We start from the raw sequence: 18,343 nt of genomic DNA on the forward strand, positions 1-18,343 counted from the left end.
GCCTCCTATTGACCGGAAGAGGCCGGAGCCCCGCCGGTTTCACCCGCCGAAACCTTCGGTTTCAGACTATCCGCCACGAGGCGCTGTACAAGCGCATCAGCATCCCGTCGCGCCCGGACCTGATCGGCAAATTCCTGTGAGGTGGCTTTGGCATCGGCAGGCAACTGCTCCCATTCGCTGAGCGCACGCTCCAGATCGCCTGCCTGAAGTGCTGCTTCCATGCGGGCCGTGATCGGTCCGACGCCGGTGCCGCTGACATTGCCCGCAACCGGACGTACGCTGACCAACCCCTTGGCGCTGGCGACAAGCTGATCCCAAATTCCGGCATCGGCAGGCAGCTTGTTCTCCGTCGCGATGATCCGGTTTGCAATGGCACCGAACCAGGCATTCAGGTCTGCAACGGTCGGAACGCCTTTCTCGGCGAGGGCACGGAGCTGTTCGATTGATGCCTCGTCGGGCACCACCGACGCATAAGTGTCCAGTTCCGCCTTGAAAGAACCACCGCGATCGATCGCCGTTTTCAGCGCATTTGCCGCTATAAGCGCCGTCGCATCGGGCTGGCGCGAAGCCTGACTGACCTTTTCCTGCAAGGAGGTCAGTTTCGATTCGAGCGATGAAATCGTGCCGCTATTTCCCGAAACTCCGGCTGTCGCCTCATCGGCCCGGCTCTGCGCCGCTGAAAGCTTGCTCTCCAGCGCGTCAAGCCGCTCGGTCAGAGCAGAGGTATCGGCTGCCGCTTCCTGTCCCGCCTCTTTCGGCAAGGCCGCAAATTGCTGCTGAAGATCGGCGAAGGAACCTGCAACCGCCTCTGACTTGATCTCGGCGGCCTGTACGTTCTTTTCCAGAGCTGCAAGCTGCGCGCGGCTCGCATCATCAAGCGGTGCGGGCGTTGGATTGCTCCGCAGATCGGCGATCTGCTGCTCCATATGCGCAAGCTGTTCTGCGGTCACTCTTGTACCCGGAGAGGGAATAACATTGCCCCATTGCAGCGCCAGCAATCCGCCAAGTCCGATAATACCACCGGCAACACCGGCCAGAAGATGTGACGCGGTCGCACCGCTCTTTTGCGCAGGCTGCTGAGTTTCAGGTTTCACGCCCGACGTAAAAGGCGGCCTGGCATATGTCGAGTTTTCCGGCGTTTCGGTTTTCACGGTCTTTTCGGCAGTCGCTGCTTCCGGTCTAGGCGATGTGGACTTCGGGGTTTCCGGCTTTGGGTTCTCAGGTTTTGAGAAGTTTCCTACCGGCTCCGCATCGGGCGTCGCTTTCGCCGGTTCGTCAACCCGCTTGACGTCTGATGGATCGAGATTGATCGTCACAGGATTACGGGCCGGTTTGGAATGTCGCGGAGTGCCGGGTTTCGCCATGGATCCTCTCGTAAATGCCGATTGGTTGCCTGAAAGTCTAACAGATAAAATCGCCAGATGAAGGAAGGTTGCGCCGAAATGAGTCAAAGTTTGGCAAACAGCCGGAAAAGTCCTTCTTCATCCGGATGGTCTGCAACAAGAGCTTTTGCCCGCCAGAATGGCGGCAATCGCTGGGCCACGCGGGCTGAAATGCACAAAAACCGCGTTTTCTCGTCAAAAGGCGGCTCGACCTCACGCATTGCTTCGATGAAGCTCGTCGCAGCGACACCGGAATAAAGCATGACCGCGACAAAAGGCGCGCCGTGAAGCACATCCAGAAGTGCTGGCGCAGAATAAGGAATCATCTCCGTGTCATAGACATCGGCGACATGCATATCGAGTTTTCCGGCCCGCATCTCGTCTTCGAACACCGGCTGGCGTACCCGTCCGGCGAGATAAAGAACACGGGATCGTTCGGGAAGATCACGCCGCATCGTTGCAGCAAGACGAACCGCGTCGCCGCCGCCGTCGATCACCCGGCTGAACCCGGCCTTCCGCGCCGCCTCAACTGTTCCGTGCCCCACTGCAAAGAGCGGCAGGTCGAGAAACGGCATCAGTCGTTCCATGTCGATGTGGTGAAAGGCATTGGCGCTCGTCACCGTTAAAGCCGCAAACGAGCCCTCGGGCATAGCAAAGGAGAGCGCAACGGTCCGGCTCAAAGGAAGCAGAACCGGCTCATACCCTTTCGACGCCAGTTTTACGGCGGTCTCGGAGCCAGCCGGTTGTGGCCGCGTCACCAAAACGCGGCCGACAGATGCGATTTGTACGCGCCCCGCCAAATCTACTCCCAGCCCTCAAAGAATTGGGGACCGGCCTTCACGCGCAGATGCTCTGCTGCTTGCGTACCGAGTGCGGCCGCATTCGATACCGGACCTTCCGCTCTTATCTCATGCGCCTCAGACCCGTCGGGTTTCAAAATCATGCCGTGGAACGAGACCGTATCGCCATTCACGGTTGCAAGACCGGCAATCGGTGTGCGGCAGGAACCGTCAAGGGCAGCCAGAAATGCTCGTTCACAGGCAAGGGCTATGCCTGTTTCGCGATGCGCAAGAGGCGCCAGCAACGCATCGATACGTGTATCGCCGATACGGGTTTCTATGCCGATGGCACCCTGTCCGGGCGCAGGCGGGAAGCTTTCCGGATCGGCCAGATCGGTAATGACATCGCCAAGCCCCAGACGCCGCAATCCCGCACAGGCGAGAAACGTCCCGTCGACTTCTCCAGCTTCCAGCTTGCGCAGGCGGGTATCGACATTCCCGCGGAAAATCACCACTTGAATGTCGGGGCGAAGACGGCGGATCAAAGCCTGACGACGCAGCGATGACGATCCGACTGTCGCGCCCTGCGGCAGATCAAGAAGGCGGGAAGCCGTGCGACCGATAAAGGCATCGCGGGGATCTTCGCGCTCAAGGAAAACGGAAAGATGAAGTCCATCAGGCAGAATCGTCGGCATATCCTTGGTCGAATGGACCGCAAGATCGATTCGCCCGTCCGTCAGCGCCTGCTCGATTTCTTCGGTAAAAAGTCCCTTGCCGCCGATCTCGGAAAGCGCGCGATCCTGAATGCGGTCGCCCGCCGTCGACATGGGGACGATCTCAATGGCTTCTTCCGGCAGACCATGCGCCTCCATCAGGCGGCGACGCGTCTCGTAAGCCTGGGCGAGAGCAAGCTTGCTGCCCCGCGTGCCTATCTTCAACGTGCCATTCTTCAAGGATGCTGTTTGCATATTGCGCCGTCCATGATACCGGATTTTTCAATGAATTATGAGACAGGCAGGGTCTAACCGCAAATGCGCATTCTTGGAATAGAAACAAGTTGCGACGAAACAGCCGCCGCAATCGTCGAACGTGACGATCGGGGCGAAGGACGGATATTGTCCAATGTGGTTCTGAGCCAGATCGCCGAGCACGAGCCCTATGGCGGCGTGGTGCCCGAGATTGCCGCACGCGCCCATGTCGAAGCGCTGGACCGGCTGATTGCTCGCGCGCTAGATGACGCCGATATGAAACTTGCCGACGTCGATGCGGTGGCAGCCACGGCGGGGCCGGGACTGATCGGCGGGCTGATCGTGGGGCTCATGACCGCCAAGGCGCTGGCCATGGCTGCACAGAAACCGTTTTACGCCGTCAACCATCTGGAAGGCCATGCATTGACGGCGCGTCTGACCGACGGCCTGCCATTTCCCTATCTGCTGCTGCTCGTTTCCGGCGGTCATACGCAGATGGTGCTGATACGCGGCATTGGCGACTACGAACGGCTTGGCACAACAATCGACGATGCGCTTGGTGAAGCCTTCGACAAGACGGCGAAGCTACTAGGCCTGCCTTATCCAGGGGGCCCGGCAGTCGAACGCATGGCGCTCACGGGCGATCCGAAGCGATTCGCCCTGCCTCGGCCGTTGAAAGGCGAAGCACGACTCGATTTTTCCTTTTCCGGTCTCAAGACGGCAGTGCGCCAGACGGCAACCGAATTGGTGCCATTGTCGGATCAGGACGTCGCCGATATTTGTGCCTCTTTCCAGACTGCGGTCGCCGACACGCTGTCCGACCGGGTGGGGCGTTCGCTTGAACGTTTCAGAAACGAATTTCCCGACTGCGAAACGCCGGCACTTGTCGTTGCCGGTGGGGTCGCGGCCAACAAGACCTTGCGCACAGCTCTCGAAACTCTTTGCGCCCGGCACGGTTTCAGTTTTATCGCCCCACCGCTCGATCTGTGCACCGACAATGCCGCGATGATCGCCTGGGCCGGTGCCGAACGTGCAGCGACCGAGGCTCCCGATAAGCTTGATCTTGCACCGCGCTCGCGCTGGCCGCTGGACGAGAAGTCGGCTCCGCTGATCGGAACCGGACGACGTGGAGCCAAGGCATGAACGGCCAAGGCAAGAACGGAAAGACTAGCAAGATTGCCATTCTGGGTGGCGGCGCCTGGGGCACGGCCCTTGCGGCCATGGCATGCGGCAGCGGACATCACACATGGCTTTATGCCCGCGACGAGGTGATGGTCGAAGCCATCAACCAGACACACCGCAATCCACGCTATCTGGGCGAGATCGAACTTCCCCGCGCTATAAATGCAAGCACGGATGCGGCCGCTGTCATCGAGCGAGCGGATGCCGTTCTGGCCGTCATTCCCGCCCAGGCCATGCGCGCCGGACTTTCGGAGTTGAGCAGCCTCATCCCCCAAAGCGCGCCCGTCGTGCTCTGCGCCAAGGGGATAGAACGCGGTACCGGACGACTGATGTCGGAAGTCGTGGCCGAAGTTCTGCCAAACCACCGGATCGCAGCGCTATCCGGTCCAAGTTTTGCAACAGACGTCGCCAGAGGGCTTCCGACCGCCGTGACTGTTGCCTGCGAGGATGCGGTAACCGCCGATCAGCTCGCTGCACTTTTGTCCGGCCCCGCCTTCCGCTGCTATTCGACAACTGATCTCAAGGGGGTTGAAATCGGCGGTGCCTTGAAAAATGTTCTTGCCATTGCCGCCGGTGCTGCCATTGGGCGCGGCTTTGGCGCGAGCGCTCAAGCCGCACTCGTCACGCGCGGATTTGCCGAACTGCGCCGCATTGGTCGGGCCATGGGTGCAAGGCCCGAAACCATCATGGGCCTTTCCGGCCTCGGCGATCTGATGCTGACCTGCTCGTCGTCGCAATCGCGCAATTATTCCTACGGTCTGGCACTCGGACGCGGGGAGGATTTGACCAATCGCCCGCTCGCCGAAGGCGTGGCCACCGCGCCGATTGCCGCCGAGCTATGCCGCAAACATGCCATCTCCGCGCCCATCATTGATGCAACAGGTGCGCTGCTCGACGGCACCATCACCATTGACGAAGCCGTGACGGCTCTGCTCAACCGACCACTCAAGACCGAGGACTAGAGCGTGACCCCGAAAAGTGGGAACCGGTTTTCGGACAAGATCATGCTCGAACGGAAAGGATAATTGACAATGCTTTTTGCTCTTCTGTGCAACGACAAGCCGGACCATCTGCAAGTGCGCCTTGATACGCGCCCCGCGCATCTCGACTATCTCAAGGGTCTTGGTGATGGGCTGAAGTTCGCAGGCCCCTTCCTTGGTGAAGATGGAAAGCCGAACGGCAGCCTTGTCGTTGTCGAAGCTGCCGACAAAGCCGCAGCGGAAAAGATCGCCGCCAATGACCCTTATGCACTCGCAGGTCTGTTTCAGGATGTGACCGTGCGCCCGTGGAACTGGGCGATCAACAACCCTGCCAACGCTTGAGGCTCATGACTGATGGCTTACTGGCTGTTCAAATCCGAACCGTTCAAATGGTCATGGGAAATGCAGAAAGCCCGTGGCGAAAAAGGCGAGCAGTGGGATGGTGTGCGCAATTATCAGGCGCGCAACAACATGCGTGCCATGAAACTGGGCGACAAGGGCTTCTTCTATCATTCCAATGAAGGGCTGGAAGTTGTCGGCATCGTCGAGGTCTGCGCCCTTTCACATCCTGACAGTACAACGGACGATCCGCGCTGGGACTGCGTGGACATCAGGGCTGTCCGCGACATGCCGAAGCCGGTGACGCTGAAGGATGTGAAGGCCAATCCGAAGCTGGAGAAGATGGCACTCGTCACCTCGATGCGGCTTTCGGTACAGCCGGTCATGGAAGACGAATGGATCGAAGTCTGCCGCATGGGCGGACTCGATGTTAAAGAAATCTGATGCTCGATCCGGCACATAAAAGCGCGCGCGATTTCATTCTGGCCAATACCAGTCTGCAAGCGCCGCCGCATGTGCCGGAAATTCGTCTTCATTTGGCCGATGAAGCGCACGACCTCTGGCACAAGACAGAGGAAGAGCTTGCCACGATCGGCCTGCCGCCGCCCTTCTGGGCTTTCGCATGGGCGGGCGGTCAGGGCGTGGCGCGCTATATTCTGGATCATCCCGAAACAGTGAAAGACAAGACCGTGCTCGATTTCGCGTCGGGTTCCGGCCTCGTCGCCATTGCCGCCATGCAGGCGGGTGCATCAAGCGTGCTGGCTTCGGACATCGATCCCTTCGCGCTTCCCGCCATCGAGATCAATGCATCAGCCAATGGCGTGTCGGTTTTTCCCTCTCTGGATGACCTAATCGGGAAAGACAGTGGCTGGGACGTGGTTCTGGCAGGCGACGTCTTTTATGAAAAGCCGCTCGCCGACCGGCTTATTCCCTGGTTCACAAAACTTGCCGAACGCGGCGCGAGCATTATCGTCGGTGATCCGGGTCGCGCCTATCTGCCCAAGGAGCGGCTGCATCAGCTTGCCGTCTATACCGTGCCCGTCACCCGCGCCCTCGAAGACGCGGAAGTGAAGCGCACGACCGTCTTGGCGTTCATTTAAGCAAACCGCTTGGCACCCGCCACACAGATAACAACCACCGCTGCTGTTGCGACCATTCCCATACTGACGGGTTCTCCCGCAATACCGGCGGCCAGCATAAGCCCAAAGAAGGGTTGCAGAAGCTGCAACTGGCCGACAGTGGCGGCACCGCCTTGTGCAAGGCCGCGATACCAGAAGAAAAAACCGATCAGCATCGAAAACAGCGAGACATAGCCAAGGCTCATCCATGCCGGTGTACCGATGCCGGCCCATGTCTCCGGACGTGTCATGACACTCAACGGCAACATGACCGGCAGCGCGAACACCAGCGCCCAGCAGATCACCTGCCAGCCGCCGAGCCTGCGCGAAAGCTGCGCGCCTTCCGCATAGCCAAGCCCGCAAACGATAACGGCAGCCAACATCAGCACATCGCCCAGAAGCGTGGACTGGCTTCCCTGTCCATAGGCATAGGAAGCGACGATGAGGCTCCCAACTACTGAAAACAGCCAGAACATCGGACGCGGGCGTTCGCCACCACGCAGAACAGCGAAGATTGCCGTGGCGAGCGGAAGCAGTCCGATAAAGACAATCGCATGAGCGGATGTCATATGCTGAAGGGCGAGGCCCGTCAGAAGCGGAAAGCCGACGACCACGCCAAGCGCCACCACAATCAACGAGATGGCATCGTTGCGGCGTGGAAAAGGTTCCCTGAATGCCAACAGAAGAGCCATTCCCAGCACACCGGCAATCGAAGCGCGCGCCATCGTCAGGAAGGTCGGATCGATATCAATCACCGCCAGCCGCGTCGCCGGTAGCGACCCGGAAAAAATCAATACGCCCAAGAACCCGTTAATCCATCCTGCGGTCTTATTCCCAACATTCTCACGCATTGTGTCTTTTCGACTTTCTCTAAAATCGTATAAGGATTCGTGAGACAATGCCGCGAAACTGCCCGAATAATCAGGGACAGTTTTCGGACAATTCTGACAAACTGTACTGGTACAAAGGATAGTACAGATGATTTCGACGGGCCTGCTGCGCAGCCTCGAAGCTGTAGAAGCCGCTTACGCTGGCGGAGAGATCGAGCGCGGCGAAGAAAACGCTACCGCCGACAAGACGCCACTCGTCGAAAAGGTGATGGGCATTATCCGCGGGCGCATTACCGCGATGAGCCTCGCACCGGGCGCACGACTGCCCTCCATCCGTCGCCTTGCCGAAACGATGAATGTCTCGAAATCAACCGTCGTCGAAGCCTATGACAGGCTGGTGGCGGAAGGCATCATCCAGTCGCGCCGTGGCGCCGGTTTCTATGTTTCGGAGCGCGCACGCCAGCCGTTTTCGCTCGCCACCAACACACCGCACAAGGAGCGCCAGATCGATCCTTTCTGGGTCATGCGACAATCACTAGAGGCAGACGACGCCACACTCAAACCCGGATGCGGCTGGCTGCCCGACGCGTGGCTTCCGCAGGACGCGATCCGCCGGGCGATGCGCATGGTTGCCCGCGACGAGACAAGCAATCTAGCCACCTATGGCGAACCGCTCGGTTTCCGACCTCTGCGCCAGCATCTTGCTCACCGGCTCGGCGAACAGGGTATCGACGTCTCCAGCGGAGAAATACTTCTGGCCGATTCCGGCACCCAGGCCATAGATCTCATCTGCCGTTATCTTCTGCAGCCGGGCGATACGGTTCTGGTCGATGATCCCTGCTACTTCAATTTTCAGGCGGTGCTTCTGACGCATCGTGTAAAACTCGTCGGCGTGCCCTATACCCATACCGGTCCGGACCTCGAAGCCTTTGCGAGAGCTGCGAGCGAACACGCGCCAAAACTCTATATATCCAATGCCGGATTGCATAACCCGACCGGCGGCTCGATGACACCGGCCACCGCTCACCGCCTGCTGAAGCTTGCCGAAGCGCATGGCGTCACGCTCGTCGAGGACAATATCTTCGGCGATTTTCATCCTTCGCCCGCTCCGCTGCTTGCCGAACTCGACGGGTTCGAGCGCGTCCTGCATATTGGCAGCTTCTCCAAGACGCTGTCCGCTGCCGCCCGCGTCGGCTATATCGCCGGACGCCGAGACTGGATCGACGGGCTCACCGACCTGAAACTCGCAACCAGCTTCGGCGGCAATGCCTTGTCGCCACAGATCGTGCATGCACTTCTGACCGACGGCACCTATCGCCGCCATGTCGACAGCCTGCGTGCAAAACTGGCCGACGCCATGACGCTCACTGCCAATCGCCTGAAAGCGGAAGGCCTCACTTTGTGGACCGAACCGCAAGGCGGCATGTTCCTTTGGGCGGAATTGCCCAATAAACTGGACTCCGGCCAGATTGCCCGGCATGCTCTGGAGAAAGGTGTGCTGCTGGCACCCGGCGACGTCTTCAGTCCATCGCGGACAGCAAGCGGTTTTCTGCGCTTCAATGTTGCGCAATCGCTGGAACCTTACATTTTCGCAGTGCTGCGCGATGCGATGAGAGAAGCCCGTACCAAAATCGACGGCTAAAAAACTCCCTCAACATTAGCGCTCCCGCATCGAAAACAATTTCAATCAAAACAGACACAGTCATCCGGACGGCTGCGGTTATACTCCTGCGACATGTCTTTGGAGGAGACATCGCGCATTTCATCGTCGGTTCGGTGTCGAAAGACATGCCGCCACGACGATCCAGCGCAGGGAGAACCGAGAGAGCAGGCTGGCTATGAGCTTGCGCCTGCTGGGAGGGAGTATCATTGAATACGCACCAGTCCGGGGCGGATGCGCTTTCGCGTCCCGAAGATGAAAAACTATCAGCAACTGCCAATCTGGCTTATGGCTTCCAGCATGTTCTGACCATGTATGGGGGCATCGTCGCGGTTCCGCTGATCATCGGTCAGGCAGCCGGTCTCAGCCCGACGGAAATCGGCTTGCTGATCACCGCGTCGCTATTTGCTGGCGGTGTTGCGACCGTCCTGCAAACCATCGGCATTCCCTTCTTCGGCTGCCAGCTACCTCTGGTTCAGGGCGTCTCGTTTTCGGGCGTCGCCACCATGGTGGCCATCGTCACGTCAAGCCAGACCGGGCAGGCAGGTCTGCAGGTCGTGCTCGGAGCCGTCATCACGGCAGCCGTCATCGGCCTTATCATTACGCCGATATTCTCACGCATCACACGCTTCTTTCCGCCGCTCGTCACAGGCATCGTCATCACCACGATCGGCCTGACGCTGATGCCCGTTGCGGCGCGCTGGGCAATGGGCGGAGACAGCAACAGTCCCGAATTCGGCAGCATGGCCAATATCGGTCTCGCCGGCCTCACACTGGTCATCGTCCTCATTCTCAGCAAGATGGGCAATGCCACGATTTCCAGGCTTTCGATCCTGCTCGCCATGGTCATCGGAACCTTTATCGCATGGGCGCTCGGCATGACCGATTTTTCGCGTGTGGGTGAAGGCGCGATGGTGGCCCTGCCGGAAGTTTTCCACTTCGGCATGCCGGTGTTCAGCCTTGCAGCAACGCTCTCGATGTTCATCGTGATCATGGTCACGTTGGTCGAAACTTCCGCCGATATCCTGGCTGTCGGTGAAATCATCGGTACGAAAGTGGATTCGCGTCGTCTGGCCAATGGCCTGCGTGCGGATATGCTTTCAAGCATCCTGTCACCGATTGTTGGCTCTTTCACCCAAAGCGCGTTCGCGCAGAATGTCGGCCTTGTTGCGGTCACCGGCGTGAAAAGCCGTTATGTCGTGGCCACTGGCGGGTTGATCCTCATCACGCTCGGCCTCCTGCCGGTGATGGGCCGGGTGATTGCCTGCGTTCCTCCGGCGGTTCTGGGCGGAGCGGGCATTGTCCTGTTCGGCACGGTGGCCGCAAGCGGCATCCGCACGCTGGCGAAAGTGGATTATGAGAACAATATCAATCTCATAATCGTGGCAACTTCGATCGGCTTTGGCATGATCCCGATCGCCGCGCCCCAGTTCTACCACAACTTCCCGACCTGGTTCGAAACCATCTTCCATTCCGGTATCAGTTCGGCAGCGTTGATGGCCATTGCGCTCAACCTGATGTTCAACGAAATCAAGCTGGGCAACAGCAATCAGATGTCAGTCTTTGCGGAAGGCACGGAGCGCATCATCCGCCATCACAACATCTCGGAGTTGCATGACGGAGATTATTTCCTGAACGGAAAGCTCTACGATGCCGATGGCAACGAAGTCAGAGTCGTCGCCGCCGCACACTGAGCAGGTTACCTTAAAACCCGGATCACAGTCCGATCCGTCAAATGAGGCAAGAGGCGCGCCATGTCGGCGCGCCTCAATGCTATGCAACCTTCGGTCGGTGTATAGCCGGGTCGCACCAGATGAAAGAAAATCGCACTGCCGCATCCACGACGACGTGGTACAATGTTCCAATCCATGACAATGCAGACATCATAAAGGTCATCGCGCCGCCACATATCCTCGTGGCTTGCCGCATAAGGCAGCTTTACGGGACGATTATAATTGGCGTCGGACGATGCATCGCACCAGCCGTCCAGACGGCGGATGCGCCCGAGCGGTAGTCGTGATGAGGGCAGCAAACCCTTGTCGCCACGTCGATATCCATAGAGCAGCCGCATGGTTGCCAGCGGCGTCGCCCCATCACCTTCGCGCTTGAAAGCGCTGATCCCCCCCTTGCCAAGAGCGCATTCCAGCACCAGATTGCCGGCAACAAGCAAGCCGCGAGTCTTGTGGCCCGGTTTGGCCCGTACATCGATAACGCCGATTCCCCGGCTAGTTTCGTATCTGGCCAAGCCCCCACCTCCGTGTCATGCATGTTTTAAACCGTTGTCGGCGAGCGCAAAAACCTGTTTCGCGTTTCGCCGCTTCAACTTGTCTCCATTAAATGTCATAAAACACCAAGAGCCATTTAAATCAAAGAGTAACGAGGACAGGCATGACAGGCCGTACGATACTGATTGTGGACGATGACGAAGATCTCCGTTCCATCCTCGTCGAACAGCTCGAGCTGTGCGAAGAATTCCAGATTCTGCAGGAAGACAATGCCACCAAGGGCATCCAGACTGCGAGAAACGGCATTGTAGACCTCCTGATCATGGATGTCGGCCTGCCGGATATGGATGGCCGTGAAGCCGTAAAGTTGCTGCGCAAGGGCGGTTTCAAGGCACCGATCATCATGCTCACCGGTCACGATACGGAATCGGATACGATTCTCGGTCTCGAATCGGGCGCCAATGACTACGTCACCAAACCATTCAAATTCGCGGTGCTTCTGGCGCGTGTGCGTGCACAGCTTCGCCAGCACGAGCAGAGCGAAGACGCGACTTTCATCGTCGGCCCCTACACATTCAAGCCCGGCCAGAAGCTGCTCATCGACGAGAAGGGCAGCAAGATTCGTCTCACCGAGAAGGAAGCAGCCATCATCAAGTATCTCTATCGCGCCGGCGACAAGGTTATCGGTCGCGATGTGCTCCTTGAAGAAGTATGGGGCTATAATTCGGGTGTGACCACGCATACGCTGGAAACCCACGTCTACCGTCTGCGCCAGAAAATAGAAAAAGACCCGTCCAATGCGGCGCTTCTGGTCACAGAAAGCGGGGGATACAAGCTTGTCCCATGATGGACAGCGCCCGATGCAGGTGTATTGACGATCCATGGCGCTTGATGACGATATTCGCATTCTCGGCACGGTAGGCCTGTTCGAGTCTTTCACGCCCGAACAGTTGCGGTTGCTTGCCTTCGGTGCAGAACGTCTCGTTCTCAGAACCGGGCGCGAGCTTTTCCGTGAAGGACAAAGTGCCGACTGCGCCTATATCGTCGTTTCCGGGAACATCACCCTGTTTCACGAACAAGACGAAGGGCGGATTGCGATCCGCCCCGTCGGCCCAGGTGCGATGATCGGAGAAATGGCGTTGATCGCACAGACCTCGCGCCTCACCGGTGCGGTCGCCGAAGCGGAAACCGAAGTTATCCGCATCAGCCGTTCGATCTTCCGGCGCATCCTCGAAGAATATCCGGAAGTGGCGGCGGCGTTGCATTCCCATATCAGTCGCAATTTGCTGGAACTGATCAGCGAAATCGAAAAAGTCGCGCCGCGCCTTAATGGCGATTAGAGCGCCAGCCTGATTCAATCAGATCGAAACGCGCTCAAATACATGTCTCCCCAACATGGGACCCGGCTTCAGGATAAAGACATGCTCAGCTTCAAGTCCGAAGCCTCTGCCGGTATCGCTTTGGCTGCCATCGAGCGCCATTCACATGATGCGCAAGCACCAAGGCGTCTTCACTTCAATGAAGCGGCCACAAATCAAACAATGGTTCAAAATAACGGAAAAGTAATTTCATATTTATTCAACTCATCCTCCTCATTCTAAACAAGTTTTTTAAAATAACCAATTGAAATTAATTAAATATCTAATAGATATATTTAATGAAATATTCTATATTTTAAGGATCAATCCATAGATCATTAATAATTTTATTCAAATTCTTTTTGGATATATTGTACTTATTTACAAGATCATCATTGCTCATGCCATCTAGTCTATCAACAACGAAGTTATTTCGTAGTTCTGGCGTTTTAATTATTCCGGATTTTCCTTGAATAAAATCCCGGATTCTTTGTAAATCTTCGGTAGATCTACCTGGAAAAGTTTGCCGAAGATCTTTAATCTCTTGATCGGGACTTCCTCTTCTTCCACGCTTGGGTCGCGGCCCCTCATCTCTCGGCGACCGGGGTTGGTCTTCAAGTAGACGTTTGGGTGACGGACTTCTTGCATCCCGGGGCTGCCTCGGTGCGGCCTCATGACTTGGCCCTGGTTGTGCTTGATCATCTACTGGCTGGATATATTCCTTAACATATTCCCACTCGTAGTTGAGCCCCCCATCGAATGTACGGTCCCCACTTTTTAAGCGCTTAAGTTCCTCGTCAAACACATTGTCTGCATCGTCAAAATCTGCATAATCATTCTGAACTTCTTGATAGCTTCGGTCTACCATTCTATAAAACTCGTCGAAGTTATTGTTAACTGCGTCTTGCGCTCCTCCGGCTGCGACTGCTTGTGCACCAGCGTTAGCTCCTGCGGCGGCGGCATCCGCTGCGACTTCTCCACCGGCTGCGGCGGCAGCCGCTGCTTCTGCACCAACAGCTCCAGCCGCTTCTGCTCCCATTGCAACTTCGCCAACTCCGGGGACAGCATCCAACGACCCGGCGCCTATACCGATCAATAATTCCTTGAACGGAACATGCCCTGTTGGATCGGTATTGTTGATCGGATCGCCTTCGCAATAGGCATAGGGATTTATGCCACCGGCACCGAAAGGGCTGAGGGTGTCAGGTGATGTGAAGCGGCGCAGGGACGGTTTATAGAGGCGGTATCCGTTTCCGAGCTGATAGCCGCCAAGCAGGTTGCTTTTGCGCTCGCCATTATAGCCGAGGATGGCAGGTGACTGCCCTGTCTGCGTTGTCTGCTGGCCGTATGGCGCATAAGCTACATCATAGTGTTGCTGCGCGCCGTTGGGACTGTCAGCACTGAGGATGGAGCCGTCGAGACCGGCACCGTTCAGCCAGACCGTATTGGCGTTATCGACCTGCGCAATGGCGCCGGAAGGGCCATAGATAAGCCGGCTTGTATTGCTGCCCTGTCTTTGAGCGGCAAGTGTCGTGCCGTTGTAGAATAGGGTGGTGCCGCTTTCGTTGACGATGCGTCGAAGCGCATCATACTGAAATGTTTTCGGATCATCAGTGGAGCCCTGCGCCTGAAATCCACGAATATAGCCGCAATTAATCCCCTGATCATAACTCATCACTGAACCGTTCTCGTCACTTTGCAGGCAACCATACCCATCATAAGTCAGGTCAATCTGGCTACCGAGGGCGGCATTGCTGTGATTTATAGTGACGAGCTGGGTGATGTCCGTGGTGTCATATGTGAAGGTCGCAATATCCTGGCCATTTTGAAAGGTCGTGGTAACCTTCAGAATATTGTTGAAGGCATCGTAACCTGGATCACCAGCAGAGCCATAAGCCTCGCTCGTAACTATGTTGTTTTTGTCATCTCTGATCCAGTCCAGACCTGTCGGATTCTGGACGTTGTAGGTGTTCAGACGATTGCGTTCGTCGTAGGTATAGTCCTCAATACGGGTGGTTGTAAGATTCTCGGGCAGCGTGGAAACCGAACCGCGCTTGAGAGTACGCGCCCTGATCTGGTGGTTATTAAAATAGTCCTGCTGAATGAGCGTCCGCTGGCCCGTAAGCGAGCTGTCCATAGTACGGGCAAATTCCCGATCCACGCCATCCCATGTCAGACTTGTGATGAGCGTTTTGGCCGAAAGGCTGTCAGTTGTGGTCCAGCTCTGTGTGCGACCGAGATTGTCATAGGAAAGGCTCAGCCGGACGTAGCCGCCATCGTTCACGGTCGTCGGTCGGCCATAGACGTCGGCCTCCGTCACCGCCCATGTCTGACTCGTAATATCGGTGTAGCTCCAGGCTTTACCGGCAACCGTATGCTCGTGTGATGCCGTCGATCCATCGTCAAAGGTCTCTGTCAGCAGGCGCCCGGCAAGATCGTAGGAGTTGGTGATGGTATTTGATAGGGCGTTGACCGTGCTCACGGCATTCAAAAGTCGACCGATCTGTGTCTGATCCGTCTTTTTGGAATAGGAAAACACCGCCGTGTCGGTGGCTTGGCCGCCCACCATCAGGCTTTTTGAAGCGATTTTCCCTCCAAGGGCTGCCTCATATAAAAACTGAACCGTTGTTCCATAAGGCGTGGTAACCTGGAAAGGTGCGGTCAGACTGCCAGAGTTTTCATCATAAACAGCGGTCGTGACACGCCCGCCCACGGTCTGTTTTGTCACGCGCCCCAAGCTATCAACTTCACGGGTGCCCATGGATGTGCCGTTCACCTGGATATCCGTTACAGTCGAGGATGCGCTATCGCGACTGTAGAGACGCGTTACAACAGTGCTTCCGTCACCCTTCTGGTTGGGCACAATGGGCAAGGTCGTCGTGGTGACGCGCCCAAAAACGTCATAGTCGAATGTCGTGTCGCGCGCCAGCTCATCCGTGGTTTTACGCAACTGCTTCCAGCCGTCGTAGTTCTGGGTTACGGTGCTATACAGTCCGCCGCTATTGCTGGGCGCTGTTGTTGAATTGAAGAGCTCCATGCTGGCGGAACAGGTGGCGGGATTCGCGGTCAAAACGGTTCTTGCGGTTTCAGCAGAAGCATCGGCACTCTGGCTGTAGGCCGTTTTTGTCAGGGCGATCGGATCGATGGCGTTATAGTGCCGAATGCCTTCCGCGTCCGTCACATACTCGACCCGGCCCCAGTTGTCATAATGCTGCGTCGACGTCAATGTACTGTAAGCGCCGGTGATATCGGCTTTCGTTCCATCCTTATAGTCATAGCTCGTTGAGGCACTCAATCGACCGGAGCAGTCATATTGTCGGCTCTGCATCGTTTGCCAGATTGCGCCCGCCGCCGCCAGCTTGACCGTGCCTGTCAGAGCCCGGCCGAGCCCGTCAAAGGTTGTTTTCGCCTGATTGCCCAACCTGTCCGCAGCGGTGATCGCGTAGGGTGTCGTGGTAGCGGTGCCAATGACATAACGTAGAGTGTGCTCGTCTTCATAGTCGGTTCCAACAGCGGTCGTTTCCGATACTACCCGCCCGAGCGCATCATATGTCGTCTGGATCACGATGCCCATTTCATCAACGCGTTCCTTGATCCGACCGGTAAAACGCGAACTCGTCTGGCTCGACGAGGTCGAAAGGCCGTCCCAGGTTGTAACGGTTGTGGTTGTCTTCAGGTCATTGCTGCTGTTGACAAGTTCGATCTTTGTATCAGTAGTGGTGTCGAAGCTTGCAGCCGTCTTCAGAACCGTTAGATCTACCACCACACCGTCATTTGGATAATGCGTATCGATGGTCTCGAGCAATTGGCCGAACTCGCGCATGTCGGTTCCTGCCAGAACAGCGTTTTTGTCCGCATAAGTATAAGTGGTTTTTTCCAGCAGCGTCTCGCCATTATCATAGATCCGCTGTTCGGACTTCAACACCGCATAAGCGCTATTGTAATCGGGATCGGTGGACGAAAGTAGCTGCTTCACTGCATCCGGCAGGTCGTATTGGGTATAGGCGTACCGGATTTCTTTCGGCTGTTCATCGCCGTGGAACTGGTGCGGTGTGAAGGTTTTGCTCTTCACAAACCGTGGAATTTTGTTCCCTTTGTTATAGCTGTTTGGATCAGCCGGACAGCCAAACCCTGTGTTCGGATCATAAGAAGTGGCCGTTTCAGCAGGATAATATTCATAGGTTAGCGTACCAATCGCCGTTTCTGTGCCTGCCGCGTCGGTATAGATACCGCTTCGTTCCAAGATATTGCCGTAGTCGTCATACGTAAAATTCTGAGCGGCCTCGCTCGTGGACACAACCGCCCCGGTCACCGGATCGGTCCGGCTCCAGATTATGGTCTTCGTTTTGGGGCACTGGAAATTCGCAGGCTGAGCCTCGAAACCGCTACCCGGCACGGAATAATACTCCGTGCGCCGGGTGACCGAGCAATCGCTTGTCGTGCTCTTTTGTTCAACTAGCTGGTGAAAGCAATTGTAAGTGCGCCCGATCCGCGTCTCTTCGCCGTTGTCATCGACATGGATTTCCAGCGTATGGTAGCGATAGGTGCTGTCTGCGCAATTATAAAGCGCATCCAGCGTGGGATTGCGTGCAAAAATGCCCGGCGCCGTATGCCCAAGGAAATTATGCCCGTCGACTATGCCGTAGTCGTAGGACTTCGTGATCATGGGCTGACCGCCGCCAGGAACGCGGGTAAATTCCTTCACGTAGGGATAAAGGCTCGATGACATGTCGGGGCGTGTGCTGCCGAAACGATGTCCGCGGCTCCTGGAATAATTTGCATATTCGTAAAGCCCATCCGGGTAGGTGATGCTGGAGGCCACCTGTCCCCAAGGACCGATACTATTCAGATTCGTGTAACCGATATTCCATTCCAGATCGTCCGCTGCGTCACAGGTAATCCTGGTCAAATGGTGACTGTCGCCAAAGAACAGATAGATATTGTATCCTTCAGGGTAGTCCGAGCCCGCAGTCGCGATCTGACGGTCGGGCAGAACCGCGATCCGGGTGGCCAGGTTTTGCTCATCCGGGTAGTCGATACTGACCAGGGTGCTACCGTTCTCATCGACAATCGACATAAGACGGAACTGGTTATCCACGAACGCCCAGTTGAGCGTAACAAAGTGACCACTTGCCGATACGATCGTGTCGGGAACCTTCAAACTGCTCAGGACCTCGGGCGCGGTGAGCAGCTCAAAACTGCCGTCCTTATAGAGCGTTTTATAATAGTGTTGCGGGATCTTGGAGACAGAGACCTGACGCAGCTTTGCGTCGATCAGGGATAGAGTTTCGTCGTTTTCCAGAACTTTATAAGTCGATCCGCCTCCAAGCGACAGCACAGTGGATCGCTGATCGTAGGTGGTAAAGCCAAACCCGAAACCGACACCGAAACCGAGATTGGCCTGTGTCATCGGCTAGTATCTGAGATCAAGTGGAATCTTCGGTCCCAGCCCATTATTGGCCATCAGCGACCCAAGACTGATCTTGATTGTAAATTGTCCGGTGCGTGGATCCACGTCACCC

General features: G+C 56.8%; 16 protein-coding genes. 10 read left to right on the forward strand and 6 right to left on the reverse strand.

Features of this window, described 5'->3' with window-relative positions; translation table 11 throughout:
* Positions 1–5: 5 nt before the first annotated feature.
* The 3 genes from FIB18_RS09170 to hemC form a co-directional block, all read right to left on the reverse strand.
* Positions 6–1,364 carry a COG4223 family protein gene (locus tag FIB18_RS09170; RefSeq protein ID WP_140020420.1) on the reverse strand — a complete coding sequence of 453 codons (1,359 nt, stop codon included), beginning with the start codon at positions 1,362–1,364 and terminating at the stop codon, positions 6–8.
* Between the two features lie 83 nt (positions 1,365–1,447).
* Positions 1,448–2,182 (reverse strand): uroporphyrinogen-III synthase, encoded by a 735-nt coding sequence (locus FIB18_RS09175; RefSeq protein WP_140020421.1) that lies wholly within the window; start codon positions 2,180–2,182, stop codon positions 1,448–1,450.
* 2 nt (positions 2,183–2,184) lie between these two features.
* A complete protein-coding gene (gene hemC / locus FIB18_RS09180) occupies positions 2,185–3,129 on the reverse strand; it encodes a hydroxymethylbilane synthase (protein ID WP_140020422.1) in 945 nt (314 codons plus the stop codon).
* Between the two features lie 63 nt (positions 3,130–3,192).
* Here hemC and tsaD point away from each other — a divergent pair, with 63 nt between their 5' ends.
* The 5 genes from tsaD to FIB18_RS09205 all read left to right on the forward strand — a co-directional run bounded on the left by tsaD (position 3,193) and on the right by FIB18_RS09205 (position 6,730).
* The gene (gene tsaD, locus FIB18_RS09185; RefSeq protein WP_140020423.1) at positions 3,193–4,272 is read left to right on the forward strand and encodes a tRNA (adenosine(37)-N6)-threonylcarbamoyltransferase complex transferase subunit TsaD; all 1,080 of its coding nucleotides are present in this window, start codon (positions 3,193–3,195) and stop codon (positions 4,270–4,272) included.
* Positions 4,269–5,273, forward strand: a complete 1,005-nt coding sequence (locus tag FIB18_RS09190) for an NAD(P)H-dependent glycerol-3-phosphate dehydrogenase (RefSeq protein ID WP_140020424.1) — start codon at positions 4,269–4,271, stop codon at positions 5,271–5,273. Before tsaD ends, FIB18_RS09190 begins: the two co-directional genes overlap by 4 nt.
* Before the next feature lie 69 nt (positions 5,274–5,342).
* Positions 5,343–5,633 carry a YciI-like protein gene (locus tag FIB18_RS09195; protein ID WP_104755016.1) on the forward strand — a complete coding sequence of 97 codons (291 nt, stop codon included), beginning with the start codon at positions 5,343–5,345 and terminating at the stop codon, positions 5,631–5,633.
* 12 nt (positions 5,634–5,645) lie between these two features.
* Entirely contained in the window at positions 5,646–6,074 is a 429-nt protein-coding gene (locus FIB18_RS09200) for an EVE domain-containing protein (RefSeq protein WP_174977407.1), read from the forward strand.
* The gene (locus FIB18_RS09205) at positions 6,074–6,730 is read left to right on the forward strand and encodes a class I SAM-dependent methyltransferase (RefSeq protein WP_140020426.1); all 657 of its coding nucleotides are present in this window, start codon (positions 6,074–6,076) and stop codon (positions 6,728–6,730) included. Before FIB18_RS09200 ends, FIB18_RS09205 begins: the two co-directional genes overlap by 1 nt.
* Here the strand turns inward: FIB18_RS09205 and FIB18_RS09210 are convergent.
* Complete coding sequence (locus FIB18_RS09210; protein ID WP_140020427.1) at positions 6,727–7,599, reverse strand: DMT family transporter; 873 nt, start codon at positions 7,597–7,599, stop codon at positions 6,727–6,729. The genes FIB18_RS09205 and FIB18_RS09210 overlap by 4 nt on opposite strands.
* A 127-nt stretch (positions 7,600–7,726) precedes the next feature.
* Here FIB18_RS09210 and FIB18_RS09215 point away from each other — a divergent pair, with 127 nt between their 5' ends.
* Entirely contained in the window at positions 7,727–9,220 is a 1,494-nt protein-coding gene (locus tag FIB18_RS09215) for an aminotransferase-like domain-containing protein (RefSeq protein WP_140020428.1), read from the forward strand.
* A 227-nt stretch (positions 9,221–9,447) separates the two neighbouring features.
* Positions 9,448–10,932: a nucleobase:cation symporter-2 family protein gene (locus tag FIB18_RS09220; RefSeq protein ID WP_140020429.1), complete on the forward strand. Its 1,485-nt coding sequence runs from the start codon at positions 9,448–9,450 to the stop codon at positions 10,930–10,932.
* A 5-nt stretch (positions 10,933–10,937) separates the two neighbouring features.
* On the opposite strand, the gene FIB18_RS09225 is transcribed toward FIB18_RS09220, so the two are convergent.
* Positions 10,938–11,483: a L,D-transpeptidase family protein gene (locus FIB18_RS09225; protein WP_140020430.1), complete on the reverse strand. Its 546-nt coding sequence runs from the start codon at positions 11,481–11,483 to the stop codon at positions 10,938–10,940.
* Between the two features lie 143 nt (positions 11,484–11,626).
* On the opposite strand from FIB18_RS09225, the gene FIB18_RS09230 reads away from it, so the two are divergent.
* The 3 genes from FIB18_RS09230 to FIB18_RS09240 all read left to right on the forward strand — a co-directional run bounded on the left by FIB18_RS09230 (position 11,627) and on the right by FIB18_RS09240 (position 13,064).
* Complete coding sequence (locus FIB18_RS09230; RefSeq protein WP_006467959.1) at positions 11,627–12,310, forward strand: response regulator transcription factor; 684 nt, start codon at positions 11,627–11,629, stop codon at positions 12,308–12,310.
* Positions 12,311–12,344: 34 nt separating this feature from the next.
* The gene (locus tag FIB18_RS09235; RefSeq protein WP_140020431.1) at positions 12,345–12,803 is read left to right on the forward strand and encodes a cyclic nucleotide-binding domain-containing protein; all 459 of its coding nucleotides are present in this window, start codon (positions 12,345–12,347) and stop codon (positions 12,801–12,803) included.
* Positions 12,804–12,884: 81 nt separating this feature from the next.
* Entirely contained in the window at positions 12,885–13,064 is a 180-nt protein-coding gene (locus FIB18_RS09240) for a hypothetical protein (RefSeq protein WP_140020432.1), read from the forward strand.
* A gap of 73 nt (positions 13,065–13,137) precedes the next feature.
* Here FIB18_RS09240 and FIB18_RS09245 read toward each other — a convergent pair whose 3' ends face one another.
* Positions 13,138–18,231, reverse strand: a complete 5,094-nt coding sequence (locus FIB18_RS09245; protein WP_140020433.1) for an RHS repeat-associated core domain-containing protein — start codon at positions 18,229–18,231, stop codon at positions 13,138–13,140.
* Positions 18,232–18,343: the final 112 nt, after the last annotated feature.

It is taken from the genome of Brucella pecoris (genome assembly GCF_006376675.1).
In the GTDB taxonomy this organism is placed as follows: domain Bacteria; phylum Pseudomonadota; class Alphaproteobacteria; order Rhizobiales; family Rhizobiaceae; genus Brucella; species Brucella pecoris.